At 74.7% G+C, this 19,811-nt stretch carries 17 protein-coding genes; 2 read left to right on the top strand and 15 right to left on the bottom strand.

Features of this window, described 5'->3' with window-relative positions:
* Nucleotides 1-52 precede the first annotated feature (52 nt).
* Nucleotides 53-1,585 carry a polysaccharide deacetylase family protein gene (locus LPU61_RS23945; RefSeq protein WP_229406207.1) on the top strand — a complete coding sequence of 511 codons (1,533 nt, stop codon included), beginning with the start codon at nucleotides 53-55 and terminating at the stop codon, nucleotides 1,583-1,585.
* A gap of 75 nt (nucleotides 1,586-1,660) precedes the next feature.
* On the opposite strand, the gene LPU61_RS23950 is transcribed toward LPU61_RS23945, so the two are convergent.
* From LPU61_RS23950 to LPU61_RS23970, 5 genes are all read right to left on the bottom strand, one after another.
* Nucleotides 1,661-2,917, bottom strand: a complete 1,257-nt coding sequence (locus LPU61_RS23950; RefSeq protein WP_043963107.1) for an MFS transporter — start codon at nucleotides 2,915-2,917, stop codon at nucleotides 1,661-1,663.
* Nucleotides 2,910-4,115, bottom strand: coding sequence for a cytochrome P450 (locus LPU61_RS23955; protein WP_043963106.1), 1,206 nt, complete (start codon nucleotides 4,113-4,115; stop codon nucleotides 2,910-2,912). The genes LPU61_RS23950 and LPU61_RS23955 overlap by 8 nt, the downstream gene beginning before the upstream one ends.
* Nucleotides 4,116-4,146: 31 nt before the next feature.
* Nucleotides 4,147-4,806, bottom strand: coding sequence for a DUF5825 family protein (locus LPU61_RS23960; protein WP_229406208.1), 660 nt, complete (start codon nucleotides 4,804-4,806; stop codon nucleotides 4,147-4,149).
* Nucleotides 4,787-6,748, bottom strand: coding sequence for a RiPP maturation radical SAM C-methyltransferase (locus LPU61_RS23965; RefSeq protein ID WP_229406209.1), 1,962 nt, complete (start codon nucleotides 6,746-6,748; stop codon nucleotides 4,787-4,789). Before LPU61_RS23965 ends, LPU61_RS23960 begins: the two co-directional genes overlap by 20 nt.
* Before the next feature lie 151 nt (nucleotides 6,749-6,899).
* The gene (locus tag LPU61_RS23970; protein WP_229406210.1) at nucleotides 6,900-8,783 is read right to left on the bottom strand and encodes a prolyl oligopeptidase family serine peptidase; all 1,884 of its coding nucleotides are present in this window, start codon (nucleotides 8,781-8,783) and stop codon (nucleotides 6,900-6,902) included.
* Between the two features lie 304 nt (nucleotides 8,784-9,087).
* Between LPU61_RS23970 and LPU61_RS23975 the strand changes: the two genes are divergently transcribed.
* Nucleotides 9,088-9,870 (top strand): ABC transporter ATP-binding protein, encoded by a 783-nt coding sequence (locus LPU61_RS23975; RefSeq protein WP_229406211.1) that lies wholly within the window; start codon nucleotides 9,088-9,090, stop codon nucleotides 9,868-9,870.
* A gap of 16 nt (nucleotides 9,871-9,886) precedes the next feature.
* On the opposite strand, the gene npdG is transcribed toward LPU61_RS23975, so the two are convergent.
* The 10 genes from npdG to LPU61_RS24025 all read right to left on the bottom strand — a co-directional run bounded on the left by npdG (nucleotide 9,887) and on the right by LPU61_RS24025 (nucleotide 19,794).
* Nucleotides 9,887-10,549 (bottom strand): NADPH-dependent F420 reductase, encoded by a 663-nt coding sequence (npdG, locus tag LPU61_RS23980; protein ID WP_229406212.1) that lies wholly within the window; start codon nucleotides 10,547-10,549, stop codon nucleotides 9,887-9,889.
* Nucleotides 10,546-10,884: a VOC family protein gene (locus LPU61_RS23985; RefSeq protein WP_043963099.1), complete on the bottom strand. Its 339-nt coding sequence runs from the start codon at nucleotides 10,882-10,884 to the stop codon at nucleotides 10,546-10,548. Before LPU61_RS23985 ends, npdG begins: the two co-directional genes overlap by 4 nt.
* Nucleotides 10,881-11,864 (bottom strand): LLM class flavin-dependent oxidoreductase, encoded by a 984-nt coding sequence (locus tag LPU61_RS23990; protein WP_229406213.1) that lies wholly within the window; start codon nucleotides 11,862-11,864, stop codon nucleotides 10,881-10,883. The genes LPU61_RS23985 and LPU61_RS23990 overlap by 4 nt, the downstream gene beginning before the upstream one ends.
* Before the next feature lie 9 nt (nucleotides 11,865-11,873).
* Nucleotides 11,874-12,845 carry an enoyl-CoA hydratase/isomerase family protein gene (locus LPU61_RS23995; RefSeq protein WP_043963097.1) on the bottom strand — a complete coding sequence of 324 codons (972 nt, stop codon included), beginning with the start codon at nucleotides 12,843-12,845 and terminating at the stop codon, nucleotides 11,874-11,876.
* Nucleotides 12,846-12,854: 9 nt separating this feature from the next.
* Nucleotides 12,855-13,853, bottom strand: a complete 999-nt coding sequence (locus LPU61_RS24000; protein ID WP_229406214.1) for an LLM class flavin-dependent oxidoreductase — start codon at nucleotides 13,851-13,853, stop codon at nucleotides 12,855-12,857.
* The gene (locus tag LPU61_RS24005) at nucleotides 13,853-15,409 is read right to left on the bottom strand and encodes a class I adenylate-forming enzyme family protein (protein ID WP_229406215.1); all 1,557 of its coding nucleotides are present in this window, start codon (nucleotides 15,407-15,409) and stop codon (nucleotides 13,853-13,855) included. The genes LPU61_RS24000 and LPU61_RS24005 overlap by 1 nt, the downstream gene beginning before the upstream one ends.
* Nucleotides 15,406-16,413, bottom strand: a complete 1,008-nt coding sequence (locus tag LPU61_RS24010) for an LLM class flavin-dependent oxidoreductase (protein WP_052503748.1) — start codon at nucleotides 16,411-16,413, stop codon at nucleotides 15,406-15,408. The genes LPU61_RS24005 and LPU61_RS24010 overlap by 4 nt, the downstream gene beginning before the upstream one ends.
* A complete protein-coding gene (locus tag LPU61_RS24015; protein WP_255700201.1) occupies nucleotides 16,410-17,495 on the bottom strand; it encodes an LLM class flavin-dependent oxidoreductase in 1,086 nt (361 codons plus the stop codon). Before LPU61_RS24015 ends, LPU61_RS24010 begins: the two co-directional genes overlap by 4 nt.
* Nucleotides 17,496-17,582: 87 nt before the next feature.
* On the bottom strand, nucleotides 17,583-18,629 hold the full coding sequence (locus LPU61_RS24020) for an acyl-CoA dehydrogenase family protein (RefSeq protein WP_229406217.1): 1,047 nt from the start codon (nucleotides 18,627-18,629) through the stop codon (nucleotides 17,583-17,585).
* A gap of 13 nt (nucleotides 18,630-18,642) precedes the next feature.
* Nucleotides 18,643-19,794, bottom strand: a complete 1,152-nt coding sequence (locus tag LPU61_RS24025; protein ID WP_229406218.1) for an acyl-CoA dehydrogenase family protein — start codon at nucleotides 19,792-19,794, stop codon at nucleotides 18,643-18,645.
* Nucleotides 19,795-19,811: the final 17 nt, after the last annotated feature.

A 19,811-nucleotide genomic window follows, 5' to 3' on the forward strand; every position in this document is an offset into this window, starting at 1 on the left:
TGGCGCTGGTGGCGCTCTACGTCGTGGTGTTCACCCGTGGGGAGGTGCTGCGGTGACGCGCTGGTGGCCGCGCCCGCTGGGGGCGCTGCTCTCGCTGGTCACCCTGCTGGTGGTGGCGACGCCGTTCGGGGTCTCCTGGTACCTGGCCGACCTGCGGCGGCACGTCGGCGCGCAGCGGGACACCGCCGTGACCCGGCTCGACCCGTCCGACCTGCGCCGGTTCACGGAGCTGGCCGGTCGGCTGCCGCAGCGGGCCGCGCCGGTGGTGGTGGCCTACCACGACATCCGGCCGCACGGCGACGACCCGGCCGCGACCGAGCCGGGCGGCCGGGAGCACTACGTGGTCAGCCCGGAGGAGTTCGACGCGCAGCTCACCGCCCTGCAGGCGGCCGGCTACCGGTCGATCTCCTCGGCGCAGTACGTCGACTACCTGCGCGGCGGCGCGGTGCCGGAACGCTCGGTCTACCTGACCTTCGACGACGGCACCCGGGGCCTGTGGGCGTACGCCGACCGGATCCTCGCCCGGCACGACATGGTGGCCGCCTCCTACCTGATCACCGGGCAGGTGGGCGAGCACCGGCCGTACTACCTGAGCTGGGCGGAGATCGCCCGGATGGCCCGTTCCGGCCGGTGGGACTTCCAGGCGCACACCCACGACCTGCACACCCGGGTGCAGACCGGGCCGGGTCGACTGGGCTCGCCGCTGACCCACCGGCGGTGGGACCCGGCCGCGGAGGCGCAGGAGAGCCTGGCCGCCTACCGGCAGCGGCTCACCGCCGACCTCGACGCGATGTTCGCCGCGTTCGCCGCCCACGACCTGCCCCGGCCGCAGTTGTTCGCGTACCCGTTCTCCGAGGTCGGCGACGCCGTGACCGACCCGGCGGCGGCCGATTTCAGCCGCGAGCTGGTCGCCGGGCGGTTCGCCGGCGCGCTGACCAACAAGTCGCGGGGGCCCGAGCCGAGCAGCCGCCGGTCCGCGGCCGGCGGCCAGGTCGAGCGGGCCGAGGTGTACGCCACGACGAGCGCCGCCGAGCTGGTCAGCGCGGTGGTCGAGCGGACGGCCGTGCCCGCGCGGGTGAGCGCCCCGTTCACGAACCCCTGGGACTGGCGCGACCAGCAGGGCGAGCCGATGACGGACCTGTCGTCGTTGACCGCCGGCCGGTTCACCGCCACCAGCCCGCGCCGCGCCTACGGCACGCTGCTCGCCTACGCCAGCGCGGACTGGACCGACTACACCGCCGACGCGGCGCTGCGCGGCCTGCGGGCCGACGGCGGCACCGTCACCCTGACGGTCCGGGTGGACAGCGACGACCCGGTCTCGGTGCGCGTCGGGCACGGCCGGGTGGCGCTGCTGCGCGGCGACCGGGTGGTCGCCGAGGCGGCCCTGGACCCGGCCGCCACCCACCGGGTGGCGGTGACGGTGCGCGACGGCGAGACCGTCGCCCGGGTCGACGGCGGCCCCGCCCTGCGGGTGGCGACGCCGGCCGGGCCGCGGTCCACGGGTGGGCTCGCCGTGGCGATCGACGACGACGCGGGCGCCGCCCACCCGTCGGTCGCCGCCCTCGACGTGCGCGCCGCGGGCTGACGGCCGCGACGGCCGGGCCGGGCAACCGCCCCGGCCCGGCCCCGTCGCGGGGACCGGGCCGGGCGCGGGGACGCCTCAGCCGTCGCGCAGCACCCGGCGGGACAGGCCGAAGCCGAAGGCGGCCCCCAACGTCGCGGCCGTGGCCAGGAACAGCACCGGGCTGCCGTACGCGTCCACGACCAGCCCCGCTGCCGCGCCGGAGAGCGGGAACAGCCCCAGCGCGGCGAGGAGGATGGCGCTCATCACCCGGCCGAGCAGGTGGGGGGCGGTGTGCTGCTGGACGACGGTGATCACCAGGACGTTGGTCACGGTGCTGGCGACCCCGGCCACGGCCAGCGCGACGAGGGCACCGGCATACCCGGTGAACGGCACGAGGGCCACCGCCCCGGCCAGCACCAGGCCGGCGAGCATGGCCGTGGCGCCGCGCCGGCGGATCCCGGTCAGCCCGGCGGTGAAGAACCCGCCGGCCAGCGAGCCGCCGGTGAACGCGGCCAGCAGGCCGCCGAAGCCCTCGGCCCCGGCGGACAGGTCGGCGCTGGCCAGCGAGGGCAGGCCCACCCGGACCATCCCGCCGACGGTCAGGTTGGCCGCGGCGGTCACCACCAGCACGGTACGCAGCAGCGGCGACCCGCGCAGCAGCTGCCAGAACGTCAGCCGGGGCGGCGACGCCGCGCCACCGGCGGGCGGGGCGGCGGCCGGCGCGGCCCGCCGGTGGTGCGCCCCGATGACGGCGAGGCAGGCCGCCGACACCGCGAAGGTCAGCGCGTCGACGCCGAACGCGACGCCCGGCGAGAGCAGCACGACGACGAGCCCGGCCACCCCGGGCCCGACCAGCCCGGCGGCGAAGCCGGCGGTGCTGTGCAGCGCGTTGCCGGCCTGCAACTGCTCGGCCGGCAGCAACCGGGGCGTGATGGCGTAGGCGGCCGGCTGGAACAGGCCGGCCCCCAGGCCGGCGACGGCGACCAGCACCCCGATCAGGACGAGGCCCGGGTCACCGGCGACGGCGGCCACCGCGATCGGGGCCGTGGCCGCCAGCCGGAGCAGGTCGGAGACCAGCATCACCTGCCAGGGGCCGACCCGGTCGGCGAGGATCCCGCCCAGCGGGGTGGTCGCGAGCCGGCACAGGCCGTAGCCGGCGACCAGCAGCCCGAGTTCACGGGCACCCCCGCCGACCTGGTAGACGAGGAAGGGCAGCGCGACGGCGTGGAAGGCGTCGCCGAAGACCGACACCGACTCGGCGACGAAGAGCAGCCGGTAGTCGCGGGACCGCAGCGGCGCCAGGCTCAGCCGCGGCCGGCGGCGGGGGGTCCGGGTGGCGGTGGTGTCAGCCACGGGGCGCCACCGGCAGCGACTCCAGCCCCCGCAGCATGATCGTGTTGCGCCAGCGCAGGTCCGTCTCCGTGCCGGCCAGGGCCAGCGCAGGGAAGTGGTCCAGCAGCCCGGCCAGCGCCACCTCGCCCTCCAGCTTGCCGAGGAACGCGCCGAGGCAGCGGTGCGTCCCGTGGCCGAAGGCGAGGTGCCCGGCGTCGCCCCGGTCGAGCAGCAGCCGGTCGGCGTCGGGGAACCGGTCGGGGTCGCGGTTCGCCCCGCCGAGGGACACCAGCACCAGCTCCCCGGCGGGGATCTCGACCCCGTCGACGTCCACCGGCGCGGTGGTGAACCGCAGGGTCGCCATGCTCACCGGCGACTCGTACCGGAGGAACTCGTCGACCGCCGCGGGCAGCGCGGCCCGGTTGCGCCGCAGCCAGGCGTGCTGGTCGGGGTGGCGCAGCAGCGCCAGGGTGGCCGTGCCGAGCAGGTTGACGGTCGTCTCGTGGCCCCCGATGAGCAGCAGGAACACCATGCCCACGATCTCGTCGTCGGTGAGCTGCCCCTGGTCGCGGGCGGCGAGCAGGAGGGTCAGCAGGTCGTCGCGCGGGTCGGTGCGCCGCCGCCGCAGCACGACGGCGATGTGCTCGGTCAGCTCCCGCAGCGCCCGGCCGAACGCCGCCGGGTCGTCGCCGTGGGTCAGGATCGCCGTCGACCAGCTCCGGTAGGCGGCCCGTTCCTCGGGCGGGAAGCCGATCAGCTCGCAGATGACCAGCATGGGCAGCGGGAAGGCGAAGTCCGCCACCAGGTCGACGGTGTCGCGGTCGGCCAGTTCGTCGAGCAGGGCGGTGGTGATCCGCTGCACCAGCGGACGCATGGCCGCCACCCGGCGGGCGGTGAAGAACCCGTGGATCAGCCGGCGGAGCCGGGTGTGGTCGGGCGGGTCGCTGTTGAGCATGTGGACCATGTCGCCGCCGAGCGTCACCCCCGCCACCCGGCGGTCGGCCAGTTCCTGCGCCCGGCGGGCGTCCTGGCCGAACCTCGGGTCGGCCAGCGCCGCGCGCACGTCGCGGTAGCGGGCGACGACCCACATGGGCAGCCCCTCGTCGCTGTGCAGGATCGACACCGGGCCGTTGGCCCGGATCCGGGCCAGCGTCGGGTACGGGTCGACGACGAACGGGGCCTGTCGTGGCGGCGTCGGCCCGTCCTCGGCGGCGGTCATGGGTCTCCTCTTCGGTGGCGCTCGGGCGGTGCTAGACGATCAGGGCGGGGAAGGGCCAGCGGTGGGCGCGGGTCGGCAGCCACCACAGGTGGCCGGCCTGCTCGGCGACCAGGTGCGCTCCGACGAGGTCCCGGCGCACGTCGGCCGGCACCGCCGTCGCCGCGACGCCCTCGGCCAGCGTCGCGATCGCCGCCAGGTGGCCCGGCTCGTCGATCGTCACCACCTCCAGGGCGCCGGAGCGCCGGTCGCGGACCTCCACGAAGCCGGGGCCGCGCCGGTAGACGCAGCGGCCGAGGAAGAACGCCGCCCGCCAGCGGGCCGCGACCGTGCCGGTGGCGTCCCCGTCGAGGCGGGACGGTGGGCACAGGTGGGTGAACAGGTCGCCGCCGTGGCAGCCGTCCCGGCAGCGCGCCGTCCAGTCCACCGCGATCCCCCGGGCGGTCAGCTCCCGGACCAGCAGGAGGGACCGCGCCGCGCGGGCGTCGGCGTCGGCGCACAGGTCCACCGGGTGGGCCAGCCGCGCGTGCCGCGCGCCGGCGGCGTACCAGCCGGCCACCGTCCCCCCGCACGGCCCGGCCAGCCGGTGCGTGCCGAGCGCCATCCCGGGCAGCCGCGCGGCGGCCGGGTCGTAGTCGCGGGACAGCTCGACCTCGACCACGGTCGCGCCGAAGTCAACCTGCGGCGACGACATGGCGGTCCTGTCCGGCGCGCGCGGCGGCGTCCGCGGCGGCCCGCTGGTGGTCGACCCGGGCCAGCACCTGGTTGTGCGACTCGACGGCGGTGTGCACCCAGCAGCCTCCCTCGTGGAACACGATGCCCAGCTCCGACCACCGGTCGAGCAGCGGCCGGACCGTCGCCGCCCCGCCGGGGACGCGGGCCGCCAGGGTGGCGTCCGTGCGGGGCTGCGCCAGCAGCCGGAACAGCGCCACCTCGGCCGGTGTGGCCAGCTCGCGCACCGACCAGTCGTACGCGGCGCGGCGGCTGACCAGCACGACCCGGTCGTCGATCTCCTGGTAGGTGAGCCGGCTGACCGGGTACTCGGTCCGCCACCGGTCGATCGCCGCGTCCAGGGCCGCCGCCTCGGCCCGGCCGATGCCCCGGGCCACGGTGGTGAAGATGTACGCCAGGTCGGCCAGCTCGGCAGCGGGCAGGTCGTAGATCTCCCGGTACTGCGGGGCGGGCTCCAGCACCGGGAAGCCCAGCTCCGGCTGGTTGAAGTAGGGGCTGAACCGCTCGATGGCGATGCGCGCCGCGCCCATCGGCGGGTCGAGGTGGTGCAGCGCCGGCAGCTGCGCGACGACGTCGGTGTAGTCCTCGGCGGTCTCGCCGGGGAAGCCGTAGAGGTAGTTCCAGCTCGTCGTCACCCCGGCGCTCTGGGCCTCGCGCAGCGCGCGGACGTTCTGGCAGCCGGTCACGCCCTTGTCCATCAGCCGCAGTACGTGGGTGCTGAGGTTCTCCACCCCGGGCTGGACCTGCACCGCCCCGGCCGCGGCGAGCCGTTGGAAGTGCTGCCGGCGCAGGTTGGCCTTGACCTCGAAGTGCAGGCGGACGTCGTAGTCGGATTCGGCCAGCCGCAGCAGCACCGAGTCGAAGTACGCCATGTCCAGGATGTTGTCGACCACGATGAAGTCGAGCAGCTGGTGCCGGCGGGCCAGGTCCAGCACCTCGTCGAGGAAGCGCCCCGGGCTCTTGCTGCGGAACTGCATCGACGAGCCGTTGAGGCCGCAGAAGGTGCAGTGGTGCTTCTCGCCCCACCAGCAGCCCCGGGAGCCCTCGACGACGAGCTTCGGGGCCACCCACTCGGCCGCCGCCGAGGCGTCGAGGCGTTCGACGAAGCCCGTGTAGTCGGGGGCGACGATCCGGCCCGGCGGCAGCGGTCGCGCCGACATGGGGTTGGCCCGCGCGACGCCCGTGGGGTCCCGCCAGCACAGCCCGGGGACGTCCGCGAGACCGCCGGCAGGGCCACCGCCGGGACGCGGGTCGCCGCCACCGGGACGCGGGTCGCCGCCGCCGGTGACCGGTGCGGCGTCGAGCGCGTCGAGCAGCGCGGGGAAGGCCGCCTCCCCCTCGCCGCGCACGACGAAGTCGAGGAACGGGAAGTTGCGGTGCAGCGCCGCGCCCTGCGCCCCGTCGCAGTTGGCCCCGCCGAGGACGGTCCGCACGGCGGGCCTGCGCTGCTTGAGCAGCCGGGCGGCGGCCAGGCTGGCGGTGTTCTGCTGGAAGGTGCTGGTGAACCCGACGACGTCGGGCGCGGCGGCGTCCAGCTCGGCGACCAGGGTCGCCACGAACTCCGGCACCAGCTCGTGCAGCGCGGCGGTCATGGCCACCTCGGCCCGGCTCGCCCCCGCGTCGGCCAGCAGCCGGTGCAACGGCCCGAAGTCGCGCCGCCGCCCGTAGAGGGCACCGGCGAACACCCAGTCCCCGGCGCCCTGGAAGTAGGAGGTCTCGGAGAAGTACTGGTAGTCGGCCAGGCCGAAGGTGAGCCGGTCCACCGCCCAGTCGACGAAGTCGAGGTTCGCGTGGCGGACCCGCACGTCGTGGCCGGCGGCGCCGGCGGCGGTGCGCAGGATGCCCAGGGCGAGCGACGGGACGTCGAGCGATCCCCACGGCATGTGCACCAGGACGACCTTCATCGCCGGTCTCCTCTCGGGCGGGCTGGGCATCGTTCCGGGGCCTCGCGGCGGCGCCCCGGAACGACGTCGTGGACGTGCGTCACCGCGGCCGGGTCACTTGCCGGCCGGCGGCGCCTCGGTCACCTGGGGTCGCGCGGCCGGGACCGCCCGGTCAAGATCGAGGAGCATCTTGACGATGACGGCGCCACGGTCCCGCTCGCCCGTGCTGATCGGGTCGTGCCGCACAGTGCGTCGCTTCATTGCATTCACCTCCCTCCGGTCGGTCGGGGTTCGGACCCCGCCGGTCGCGGTGGTCCTGACTGGGGGCCGCCGGGGGCGGCCCGTACGGGGGGAGCACCGCGGTGGCGTAGCGGAGCAGGGCGGCGAAGACGGCCGACTGTCCGGCGGCGTCGCCGTGGTGGCCGCCGGTGGTCCAGAGCACCTCGTGCGGCACCGCGCGGTCGCGCAGCGCGGCCACGTACCGGCCGACGGCTTCCGCCGGGCACCGCTCGTCGTCGGTGGCGGCGGCGACGAACAGCGGCCCGCGCACCCGGTCCAGGTACGTCATCGGGTCGGCGGCCCGGTACCGGTCGGGGACCTCGGCGGGGGTGCCGCCGAAGAGTTCCTCGTCCGCCTCGCGCACGGCGGGCAGCGTGGCGCGGTGCGCGGTCGCGTAGTCGGCCACCGGGGAGACCGCCAGCCCGACCGCCCAGTCGTCGGGGGCGACGCCCAGCGCGAGCAGCACCAGGTAGCCGCCCCAGGAGTAGCCGCACAGCCCGATCCGCCCCGGCTGCGCCACGCCGAGGTCGACCAGGTGCCGGCGTACGGCGTCGAGGTCCTCCAGCTGGGCCAGGCCGACCCGGTGGCCGAAGTCGTGCCGCCAGCGCGGGCCGTAGCCGGTGGATCCCCGGTAGTTGGTGCGCACGACGGCGTAGCCGGCCCCGGTGAGCAGTTCCACCCGGGGGTCGTAGCTGTCCCGGTCGTGCAGGAACGGCCCGCCGTGCAGCAGGTGGATCGTCGGCCACGGGCCTGGGCCGGGCGGGGTGGCCAGGAAGCTGTGGATCCGGCCGTACGGCTGGGGTGTCCACACCTCGCGGCGGCCCGGCGCGGCGGGCGGGCCGGGCGTCGGACGGGGGTCGGCGGCCGGGTCGACGACGAGCCGGCGCGGCGGCGTCGCCTCCCGGCTCCACACGTAGTGGATCGTGCCCTCGGGGGCGCAGGCCAGCTCCAGGATGGTCCCCGGCGGGGTGGGCAGGACGGCCGGCTCGCCGCCGTCGAGGTCGGCCAGGAGCAGCCGGCTGCGTCCCGCCCGGTCCTGTTGGACCAGCACCCGTCGGCCGTCGATGTGCCAGTGCGCGGTGATCTCCGTGTCGAACGCCAACCGCTCGTGCAGCCGGACGTCCCGGCCCGGCCGCCAGGTGCCGACGGTGTAGTGCCCGCCCGCCTCCACGACCAGCAGCAGCTCCGCGTCGCCGGCCGGGTCGGGGCGGAACTCCAGGGCCCACACCCGGCGGTGCGGGCCGCCGGCGAGGGCCTCGGTGTGGCCGTCGGTGCGGCGGACCACCGTGACGGCGGCCGGCCCGTCCGGTCGGCCGGCGAGGGCGAGCAGGGTGCCGTCGGGGCTCAGGTCCACCAGCGGCGCGTAGCCGGCCACGGTCGCCAGCGGGCGGGCCGGTCCGCCGGGCGTGCCGAGGTGGTACCGGGACTCCGCGTCGCCCCCGACGCAGACGACCGCCAGCGTGCCGGCGTGGTCGAAGGCGATGCCGTATGGCCGGCCGCGGGGCAGCCCGGTCAGCGCGGGCGCGGCCGGTCCGCCGTCGAACGGCTGGCGGTGCCAGGCTCCGACGCCGTCCGGGTCGGCGTCGAACCACCAGACGTGGCCGCCGTCCGGCTCCAGGTCGCAGGCGTCCACCCCGTGCCGCGCCCGGGTCAGCACCCGACGCTGCCCGGTGGCGCGGTCCCACGCGACGACCTGGGGGCGGCCCGCGACGTCGTCGAGCTCGACGGCCCGCAGCGGGGCGGCGGCGGCGAATGCCGGTGCGCGCGGTGCAATCACGACGACCCCGTTCCACCGGACGGCCGGAGCACCGATCGTAATAGACGAATGACGATGCGTACATGCCGTCGGCCGCGGTTGCCCACCGCCCCGCAACTGTCACTTCACGGGCGCTTCCCGGTGAGTCGTCATGACGCGCCGCAAAAAGGTCCGTCCGCATCCCGGCGACGGCGGTCACCGTGGACGTCGGTGCCGGCCGCCCTGCGCGGCTGGGTTACCGTACCCGGGTGCCGCCGCACGAACCTCGTCAGCTCGACCGCCGCCGCGGGCGGGCCTCCTCGTGACCGCGCCCCCGGTGCTGCGCGTGACGGACGCGACCGTCGTCCGCGACGGCAGACCGATCCTGTACGACGTGTCGCTGACGGTGCGGGCCGGCGAGCACTGGGCGCTGCTCGGCCCCAACGGGGCGGGCAAGAGCACGCTGCTCAGTCTTCTCGGTGCCGTCACGCACCCCACCCGGGGCACCGTCGAGGTGCTGGGCCACCGGCTGGGGCGGGTCGACATGCGCGAGTTGCGGTCCCACGTCGGCCACGTCGACCCGCGGCACGACCTGCGCTCGCCCCTCACGGTGCACGACGTCGTGCTGACCGGGCTGACCAACACCGTCGAGCGCGTTCCCCGCTGGGCGCCGACACCCGAGCAGGCCACGCAGGCCGACCGGCTGATCGGACTGCTCGGCCTCGGCGAACGCCACGGCGCGCGGTGGCCGACCCTGTCGCAGGGGGAACGGGGCCGCGCGCTCATCGCCCGCGCGCTGATGCCCAGTCCGCGGCTCCTGCTGCTCGACGAGCCCGCGACCGGTCTCGACGTCGCCGGCCGGGAACAGCTCATCGAGCGGCTCGACGAGCTGCAACACGCCTACCCGGAACTCGCGTCCGTCCTGGTCACCCACCACCTGGAGGAGCTTCCTCCCGGGACGACCCACGTGCTGCTGCTGCGGGACGGGCGCTGCCTGGCGGCGGGGCCCGCCGACGAGGTCCTCACCAGCGACCAGGTCAGCAAGTGCTTCGACCATCCCGTCCGGCTCACCCGCGTCGAGGGACGGTGGAGCGTGCGGGCGAACCGCCCGGCGAGGCCGGCCGGCTGAGCCGGTGCCCGCAGGCTCACACGTCGGTGACGCGCAGGCCGGCGTGCGCCCGGTAGCGGCGGTTGACCGAGATGAGGTTGGCGGTGAACGCCTCCACCTGGTGCGCGTTGCGCAGCCGCCCCCCGTAGACGCCGCGCACGCCGGGGATGACGGCCGCGAGGTCCTGGACGAGGTCGGTGGCCTCGCGGTCGTCGCCGAGCACGAGCACGTCGGTGTCGACGGTGTCGAGGTCGGGATCCTCCAGCAGCACGGCGGAGACGTGGTGGAACGCGCCGACGACGGTCGATCCGGTGAGGATAGCCGCCGCCTGCTGGGCCGCCGAGCCCTCGGCGACGGGGAGGGCGAAGGCGCCCTGCCGGTCGAAGCCCAGCGGGTTGACGCAGTCGACCACGACCTTGCCGGCCAGCGCCGGGGCCAGCTCGGTGAGCAGCTCGGCGTGGCCGTCCCACGGGACGGCGACCACGACGATGTCGCCGGCCGCCGCCGCGGCGGCGTTCGCCGCGCCCCGGACCCGGCCGGGCAGCGCCGCGGCGGTGCTCTCCGCGCGTGCGGCGTCCCGCGAGCCGAGCACCACGTCGAGCCCGGCCGCGGCGAAGCGGCGGGCGAGGCCGCGCCCCTGCGGGCCGGTGCCGCCGAGCACGGCGACGGTACGGCCGCGAAGCGCGTCGCTGACGGTCATGCCGGGTTCCTTTCGTAGACGACGAGCGGGTTGCCGCAGGGGTCGACGACCACCGCCCGCCGCTCGTGCGGGCCGGTCTGGGGGGCCCCGGCCGTGGCGCCGGCCGCCACCAGCCCGGCCAGGCAGGCGTCCAGGTCGTCGACCTGCACGCTGAGCAGGGTCCGCCCGGCGACGGGCTGCTGGGTGGCATCGGCGAGGCCGAGGGTGACGGTGCCGTCGGTGAGGGCGGCGTACCGGTCGCCGTCGCGGAACCGCACCGTCAGCCCGAGGGTGGTGTAGAAGGCGAGCTGGGCGTCCAGGTCCCCGGCGGGGACGATCACGTGCCCGATCCTCATGGGCGGAACCTCGGCATGACCTCGCGGGCGAACCGCTCGACGATCTCGATGGACCGCTCGATGGGCAGGCCGAGCCACTGGGCGCGGAAGACGAAGTGGTTGTAGCCGGCGTCGGCGAAGTCGCGGATCTTCGCGGCGATGTCGTCGGGCGAGCCGAAGAACAGCGCCTTCTCCTTGATCGCGTCCCACTGCGACTCGAAGAAGTCCATGCCGTACTGGACGTACTCGCCGTAGGAGCGGCGCACCGCGTCGCCGGCCACCGCGAAGGCCGCCTCGGCGGAGTCCGCGACGCACAGGTCGCGGTGGATCGGGAACACCGCGCCGTCCTCGTCGAAGCCGGCCGCCCGGCGCTGCTCGCGGTAGTCGGCCAGGTTGCCGACGGCCCAGTTGCGGCGCACGTTCGACGGGGCCAGCCACGGCAGGCCCTGCCGGGCGATCCGGGCGATGCCCGTCGGGCCGTTCGCACCGACCCACACCGGCGGGTGCGGGCGCTGCACGGGCAGGACGCTGCAGCGTACGCCGTCGAGGGCGAAGTGCTTGCCCTCGTGGTGGACCGTCTCCCCCGTCCACAGCCGCTGCATCACCCCGAGGGCCTCGTTCATCCGCGACACGCGGGTGCGCCGGTCGATGCCGAACGACGCGAACTCGACGTCGCGGTAGCCGGAGCCGATGCCCAGCACGAACCGGCCGCCGGACATCTGGTCGATGGTCGCGATCTCCTCGGCCCAGTGCACCGGGTGGCCCAGCGGCAGGATGAGGATGCCGGTGCCGAGCTGCATGGTCCCGGAGTGGTCGACGAGCCGGCTCAGCAGCGGCAGCGGCTGCGGCGTGCTCAGCGACGACAGGTAGTGGTGGATGCCGAACACCGAGTCGTAGCCCAGGTCGCGGACGTGCTGGACGTACTCGACGGTCTCGCCGATGCGCCGGCCCAGGTCGTCGCCGGGGGCGTACTGGTGGTCGAGGAGGATGCCGAACTTCACGCCGCGCGCCTACTCTTCCCGGGACCGGGTGTCGCTGAGCCGGAAGTAGGGCGCGACCAGCCGGTCCCGGTCGGCCAGCGCCTGGGCGATGCCCTTCTCGCGGCGCTCCTTGAGGAAGTTCCAGTCGCCCTCGTCGAAGCTGACGTTGGTGGCCCAACCGTGCCCGACCCAGCCGGTCATCGCGCCCAGGCCCTTGCCCCGGGCCTCCATGACCACCTGCATCATCGACTTGCCCATCATCAGCGAGTCCAGCGGCATGACCGCGATCGCGTCGGCGTAGTCGTCGACCCACTTCTGCAGCTCGTCGCGCTCGACGACCTTGGTGACCAGGCCCTTGCGCTCGCCCTCCTCGGCGCCGATGGCCCGCATGGTCAGCATGACGTCCTTCATCGTCGTCAGGCCGACCTTCTCGATCCAGTGGTACATGTCCTGCGGGGCGGGGCCGAGGTAGCGGAACGCGGGGTGGGTGAACCGGGCGTCCGGGGAGGCGATGACGATGTCGGCCGACAGCGCGATCTGGAAGTGGCCGCCGTAGCAGTAGCCCTGCACCTGGCAGATGGTCGCCTTCAGCGACTCGATGATCGGGCGGGTGAAGCCGGAGCTGAGCACGTTGCGATCGGGCAGGATGCGCTGCCGCTGCGCCGGCCGCCGCCGCGACGCCTTGTCGGTGCCGGTCCGGTAGCCGATGTAGTGGCCCAGCTCGGCGGCGTCCGCGCCGGTGCCGAAGTGCTCGCCCTCGCCCTTGAACACGATGACCTTGACCCGGTCGTCGGTCTCGGCCTCCCGCACCAGGTCGCCGACCCGCTCGAACGCGGCGACGGGGATGGCGTTGAGCCGCTCGGGACGGTCGAAGGTGATGGTCGCGACGGACCGTTCCTCGTCGACGTCGTAGCGGACGTACTTCGCGAGGACCTCGGGGTCGACCTCCATGTTCTCGACGTCCCACTGGTGTTCCAGAAGCTCGGCTTCGGTCTTCTTCACGGCGGCTCCTCAGGTGGCGGGGGTGCGGAAGGCGGGGATCACTTCGGTGGCGAACAGCCGCAGCGAGGCGCGCAGCTTCTCGGTGGGCATGCCCAGCCACCCGGGACGGAAGATCAGGTGGTCGAAGCCCAGGTCACGCAGGGCGGAGATCCGTTCGACGAGGAACTCCGGGGAGCCCAGCAGCAGGGTGTTGCGCACCAGCTCGTCGAACCGGTCCCGCTGCCAGCGCAGCGCCGGGTACTCGGCGTACGTCGAGTACTCGACGCGGGCGTGGGGCAGCGCCTCCTCGACGGCCCGCTCGGTGGTCGGCGCGCAGTACAGCTCGACGCCGACGGGCCGCTGCACGGTCGCCGGGTCGCGGCCGTACTCGGCCAGGGCCTCGTTGTAGACGGCCAGGTGCTCGGGCAGGAAGCGGCGGCTCGGGGAGTTGCCCGGCGCGTACCAGGCGTCGCCGAGGCGGGCCGCCCGGCGGACGGCCTTCTTGCCGCCCGCGCCGATCCAGATCGGCGGGCCGCCCGGGGTAAGGGGACGCACCCCGATCGTGGCGTCGGTCTGCGGGTAGAACTCGCCCTCGTGGGTGACCGGCTGCCCGGTCCACAGGGCCCGGATGAGCCGCAGGCTCTCGTCGAAGCGGCGGAACCGGGTCTCCGGGTCGATGCCGAACGCGGCGAACTCGTTGTCGCGGTAGCCGGCGCCGACGCCGAGGACCACCCGCCCGCCGGAGAGGTGGTCGAGGGTGGCGAACTCCTCGGCGACGTGCACCGGGTGGAACATCGGCAGCAGCAGGATGCCGGTGCCGAGCAGCATGTCGCCGGAGCGGGGGATGAGGCTGGCCAGCATCGAGATCGGCTGGGGCGTGGCCAGGTTGGACTGGAAGTGGTTGATCGTCCACACCGAGTCGTAGCCCAGCTCGGCGGCCAGCTCGACGGTGCCGAACAGGTCGTTTAGGTGTCTGCGCAGGTCGTCGCCGTGCGGGTACTGGTGCGACGCCATGATGCCGAACCTCATCAGCTTCCCCCTCCCTGCGACACGGGTGCCGCCGCGCGGCTGGTCTTGCCGGTGGTGCTGCGTTCCAGGGCGGGCACGAACTCGACCCGCCGGGGGGTCTTGAAGTGGGCGAGGCGGTCCCGGGCGTACGCGACGACGGCGTCGGCGAGGCCGGCGTCGGTGACCGCGTCGTCGGCCTCCCGCACGACGAGCGCCACGGGGATCTCGCCCAGCCGGTCGTCGGGGCGGCCGAGCACCCGCACGTCGCGCACGAGCGGGTGCTCGCGCAGCACGTCCTCGATCTCCTCGGGCCACACCTGGAAACCGCCGCACTTGATCATGTCGCGCTTGCGGCCGACGAGGAACAGGACGCCGTCGGCGTCGACGTAGCCGATGTCGCCGGTGTGCACCCAGCCGTCGCGGACCAGGTCACGGGACGCCTCGGCGTCGTCGACGTACCCCCGGGTCAGCGCGGACCGAACGACCACCTCGCCCGACGAGCCGGTGGGCAGGGCCTCGCCCGCGTCGTCGCGGATCTCCAGCTCCACGCCCGGGTAGACCCGGCCGGCCGAACCGGGCTTCCACCGGCCGGCCTTCATGTCCCGGCCGGTCCAGCCGGCGATGTGCCCGGCCTCGGTCGAGCCGTAGTTGACCAGGATCGGCACCCGGTAGCGCTCCTCGAAGGCGCGCCGCACCGGCCAGGAGATCGCCTGCCCGGCCACGAGGACGGACTTGACCCCGTGGAACGGCAGGTCCCGCTCGGCGTGCACGATGTCGAAGACCATCGTGGGCAGCAGGAAGAGGTTGTCGAACGCGAACCGGTCCATCAGGTCGGCGAGCCGGTCGACGCCGAAGCGTTCCCAGACCACGGCGGCCCGCCCGACGAAGTACGCGAACAGCAGCGAGTGCTGGCCGCCGCTGTGGAACAGCGGCAGGGCGATGAGGTTGGGGGCGGCGTCGGGTGCGGCGGTGCCCTCGGCGTCGGTGCCGGTGCTGACCCGGGCCAGCCGCCCGAGCGACTCGCGGGTGCCGCCGTGGGTGACGCTGACGGCCTTCGGCCGCCCGGTGGTGGTGCCCCCGGTGAACAGGATGCACGCCTCGGCCTCGGGCGCGACGTCGACCGTCGGCACCCGCGCCTCGTGCCGCCACGGCAGCGCCGCCGCGCCGGCGAGCGGCTCCGCGACGCTACGCACCGGCGGCGCGTCCCCGGCGGCGGCGAGGAACTCGGCGACCACGTCCGGGCGGCGGTCGTCGACGAGCAGCAGGCGCGGGTCGGTCTTCGCGACCGACTCGGCCAGCTCGGCGGCGTTGTAGAGGCTGCTCACGGTGACCGGGACCGCGCCGACCTTCCACGCGCCGAAGAGGAAGAAGACGATCTCCGGGCCGTTGGTCAGGTAGCAGGCGACGCGGTCGCCGGGGCCGACGCCCTCGGCACGCAGCGCGGCGGCGACCCCGCCGGCGAGCAGGTCGATCTGTTCGAACGTCCACGACCGGCCGTCCTCGCCGTACAGACCCGGGACGTCGGGGCGGTCGGCGCAGCGCCGGTCGAGGATGCGGGCGAGGTTGCCGGTGCTCATCGGGACGCCTCCCGTCCGGTCGGTGCGGTGTCGACGCGCGCGATGACCTCCGCGCCGAAGCGGGCGAGCTGCTCCATCGCCTCGTCCTGGCCGGCGCCGACGAACTGGTGGCGCAGGGAGACCTCCGTGATGCCGAGGTCGGTCTCCCAGCGGCGCAGCTTGTCGACGATCTCGTCGGCCGACCCGACGAGGCAGTCCTCGGCGAGGTAGCGGTCGAGGTCGAGGGACTGGGCGTCGTCCCACGACTTGTAGCCCGCGTACTGGCGCTGCAGGTGGGGGCGGACGGCGGCGACGGCGCCGGCGTAGCTGTCGCCGAGGAACGCCTCGCGGGTCATCGGGTACTCCCGGTCGAGGGCGAAGCCGCGCTCGGCGAGGTCGGCGCGGTAGATGCCGAGCAGCCGGGCCAGTTCGGCGTCGTTGCCCTTGGGGCCGATGAGCCACGGGGCGTCCAGCCGGGCGGCCCGGCGGATCGCGGGCTCGGCGAACGCGCCGATCCACAGCGGCGGGCCGCCGGGCTGCACCGGGCGCAGCGCCAGGGACGCGCCGGGGACCTCTCCCCAGCTGCCGGCGAGGTCGACGGTCTCGCCGTTCCACAGCGACCGCAGCGTCGGCACGTACTCGCGCAGGCGGCGCAGCCGGTCGTCCCAGGCGACGCCGAAGGCGGCGGTCTCCCGCTTGCGGTAGCCGGCGCCGATGCCGACGGTCAGCCGGCCGCGCGAGAGCACGTCGAGGGACGCGAGGTCCTCGGCGAGCGCGACCGGGTTCAGCAGCGGCGCGAGCAGCACCCCGAAGCCGATGCGGACCCGCGAGGTGGCGCGGGCGAGATACCCGGCGAGCGGGATCGGCTGGACGAACGCCGACCGGGCCAGGTAGTGGTGGCCGAGGTAGACGGCGTGGAAGCCGGCCGCCTCGGCGGCGGCGGCCTGAGCGAGCACGCCGTCGATGCCGTCGACGGCGGAGGCCGACGGGTCGAACTGGGCGCTGAGGAAGCAGCTGATCCTCACCCGACGACCGCCTCGGTGACGGGCGGGGCGACCGGGGCGGCGTCGGCCTTCTCTTGGGCGCGGAAGTGCGGGATGACCTTCTCGGCGAACTCCTCCATCGACCGCAGTGCGGCCCGGCGGTCCAGCGACGGGATCCGCAGCCAGCCGATGTAGTGGTTGATGCCGAGCTGTTCGCGCAGCATCTCGATGGTCTCGATGACCCGCTGCGCCGAGCCGAAGTTGCCGCCGTGGGTCAGCGTCTGCTCCAGGGTCAACAGCTCGATGTTCTTCGCGACGGCCGCGTAGTAGGAGCGTTCCTGCTCGATGGCCTCCTCCGAGCCGGGGATGACCTTGCCGACCGACTTGTAGTAGTTCATCGCGGCCAGGGCGGCCTCCCGCAGGCCCTCCTCGCCCTCGCCGCACCAGACCTGCTGCATGAACGGCAGTTCGTAGTCGGCGATGTCGAACCCGTTCTCCCGCATGCTCTGCCGGTAGAGGCTGAAGTTCTTCTGCATGATGCCCAACGGCGTGAAGTTCGGGGAGGTGATGATCGACTCGCCGACCGCGCCGCGCTCGCGGAAGCTGTCCGGGGAGACGGTGCCCTGCAGGATCGGCGGGCCGCCGGGGGTGTGCGGGCGCGGGTAGGTCGTGACGTTGTCGTAGTGGAAGATCTGGCCGTGGTAGGAGAAGTTCTCCTGCGACAGCGCCAGCCGCAGGACCTCCAGGGTCTCCTGGTAGCGCTGCTTGGACTCCTCCAGGGGGATGCCGAAGCCGGCGAACTCGGCGGGCTGGTAGCCGCGGCCGACGCCGATGCGGACCCGGCCGCCGCTGAGCACGTCGAGGGCGGCGATGTCCTCGGCCAGGCGCAGCGGGTGGTGCAGCGGCAGCACGAGGACGGCGGTGCCGATGGTGATCCGCCGGGTCCGCTCGGCGACGGCCATGCCGAAGTTCACCGGGCTGCCGAGGATGCCGTACTTGGAGAAGTGGTGCTCGGCCAGCCAGATCGAGTCGAAGCCGAGCTCGTCGGCCAGCTGGATCTCGTCGAGGGTCTCCCGCAGCACCTGGTGGTCCGATGTGCCATCGCTCACCGGAAACAGGTTCATGATTCCGAACTTCACGGCCTCTCCTCGTTTATTCCGACCAGCCGGTATGTTACTGCCGTGGTAGATGGCCTGCAAGGGTCGCGCAGGTCAGGCCGCTGCGGTGGGCACGGGCGGCTCGCCGGCGCGCGCGCCGACCCGCAGCTCGCCGGCGCGGCGGCGGTGCCACGAGCCGCGCCCGAACCGGGCGTCGAGCACGAGCGCCCGGCGCAGGAACAGGTGCGGGTCCGCCTCCATCGTGATGCCCATCCCGCCGTGCACCTGGATGCACCGCTCGGCGGCGAAGACCGCCGCCCGCCCGGCCGCGGCCTTCGCCGCGTGCACCTGGATCCCGGCGTCGGGGCGGCCGGTGTCGACCGCCCACGCGGCGTACAGGGTCAGGTCCCACGCGGCCTTGCGCGCCGTGGCGGCCTCCGCGAGCTGGAACGCGACCCCCTGGAACGAGCCGATCACCCGCCCGAACTGCCGGCGGGTACGGGCCTGCTCGGCGGCCAGGTCGATCGCGCCCTGCGCGACCCCGCACAGCTCGGCGGCCACCACCAGCGCGGCGCGCCGCACACCCGCACCGGCGGGCGTCACCCGCCCCGGCGCGGCCACGGTGACGTCCGACAGCGGCACCGACGGGTCGACGGAATCGCGCGCGGCGACCCCGGCCGCCTCGGCGGTCCAGACCCCGTCGGGGCCCAGGACGGCGACGCCGTCGGCCTGTGCCGCGTACGGCACCAGGGTCCGCACCAGCGGATCGGGCGACACCGCGTCCGCCCAGCCGGAGCCGCCCGGCACGTCGACAGCGCAGGTGAGCACGCGGCCGCCGGAGAGCACCTCGTCGGGCAGCGGGTCGGGCCGGTCGTCGCCGCAGAGCAGCTGGACGGCCGCCGCGTGCGCCGGGAACCGGCTCGGCACGAGCCGCTCGCCGAGCGCCTCGACGGCGACCAGCAGGTCGATCAGGTGCGACCCGACGCCGCCGGCGGCCTCGGGCACCCCGAGGAGGCCGAAGTCGCGCAGCAGCGGGCCGTCGCAGGCCGGGGCCTGCCACGGGCCCGTCAGGGCATCGCGCGCCCGGACGCTCTCCCCCGCCGCGAGGGCCGCGACGGTGTCGCCGATCTCCCGCTGCTCCGGGGTGAAGGTTGCTCGCATGTGGCCACTCCGCTCAGCGCGAGCGGGGCAGGTTCAGCACCCGCTCCGCGAGGATCGACTTCTGGACTTCCTCCGTGCCGCCCTCGATGGTGTGGGCGCGGGCACGCAGGTAGCGGCGCATCCGGGCGGCGGCCCCGTCGCCGTCGAGCAGCACGCCGCCGGCCTCGTCGAGCTGCACCGCGAGGCGGTTGGCGTTCTGCACGACCTGCGCCCACAGGCTCTTGAGCGCCGACGTCTCCGGGCCCGGCACGCCGCCGGCCCGGCTCTCACCGAGCATGCGCATCGACCCGATCCGGACCGCCTCGGCGTCGCAGTGCAGCGCGCCCACCGTGTCGAGAAACGCGCCGTCGTCGGCCATCCCGCGCGCGACCGCGAGGTCGACGACGCGGTCCACGGCCTGGCGGGCCCAGACCCACAGGTTCAGCGCCATGCTGCCGCGCTCGAAAGCGAGGGTGGTGAGCGCGACGGTCCAGCCGTTGCCGACGCCGCCGAGGACGTCGGAGTCGGGCACGAAGACGTCGTCGAGGAACATCTCGTTGAACTCGGTGTCCCCGTTGATCATCTCCAGGGACCGGACGGTGAAGGCGTCCATCGGGGCGAGGAAGTAGGTGATGCCCCGGTGCTTCGGCGCGTCGGGGTCGGTGCGCGCCAGCAGCAGGCACTTCGACGCGTTGTGCGCGTTGGACGTCCAGATCTTCGCGCCGTTGACGCGCCACCCGCCGTCGACCCTGGTCGCGGCCGTACGCAGGCTCGCCAGGTCGGAGCCGGAGCCGGGCTCGCTGAAGCCCTGGCACCAGTACGTCTCGCCGCGCAGGATCCCGGGCAGGTGCCGCGCCTGCTGCTCGTCGGTGCCGTGGGCGATGATCGTGGGCCCGGCCAGCATCATGCCGACCCCGTTGAGCGGGTACGGCGCGCCGCGCACGGCGGCCTCCTCGTTGAAGATGGCCTGCGCCAGCGAGTCCATGCCCCGGCCGCCGTGCGCGGTCGGCCACGACAGGCCGGCCCAGCCGCCGGCGCACAGCCGGTTCTGCCACACCCGCGACCAGTGCTCGCGCTCGTCCTGCGACAGCTCCTCCTGGTCGGGCACGTCGGCCAGCGCCTTGTCGAGCCAGTCGCCGACCTCGCGCCGGAACGCCAGGTCGGTGCCGCTGTCAGCGAAGTCCATGCCCACCTCCCAGCGGG

The sequence above is a fragment of the Micromonospora sp. NBRC 110038 genome, from assembly GCF_020884815.1.
Lineage (GTDB): Bacteria > Actinomycetota > Actinomycetes > Mycobacteriales > Micromonosporaceae > Micromonospora > Micromonospora haikouensis.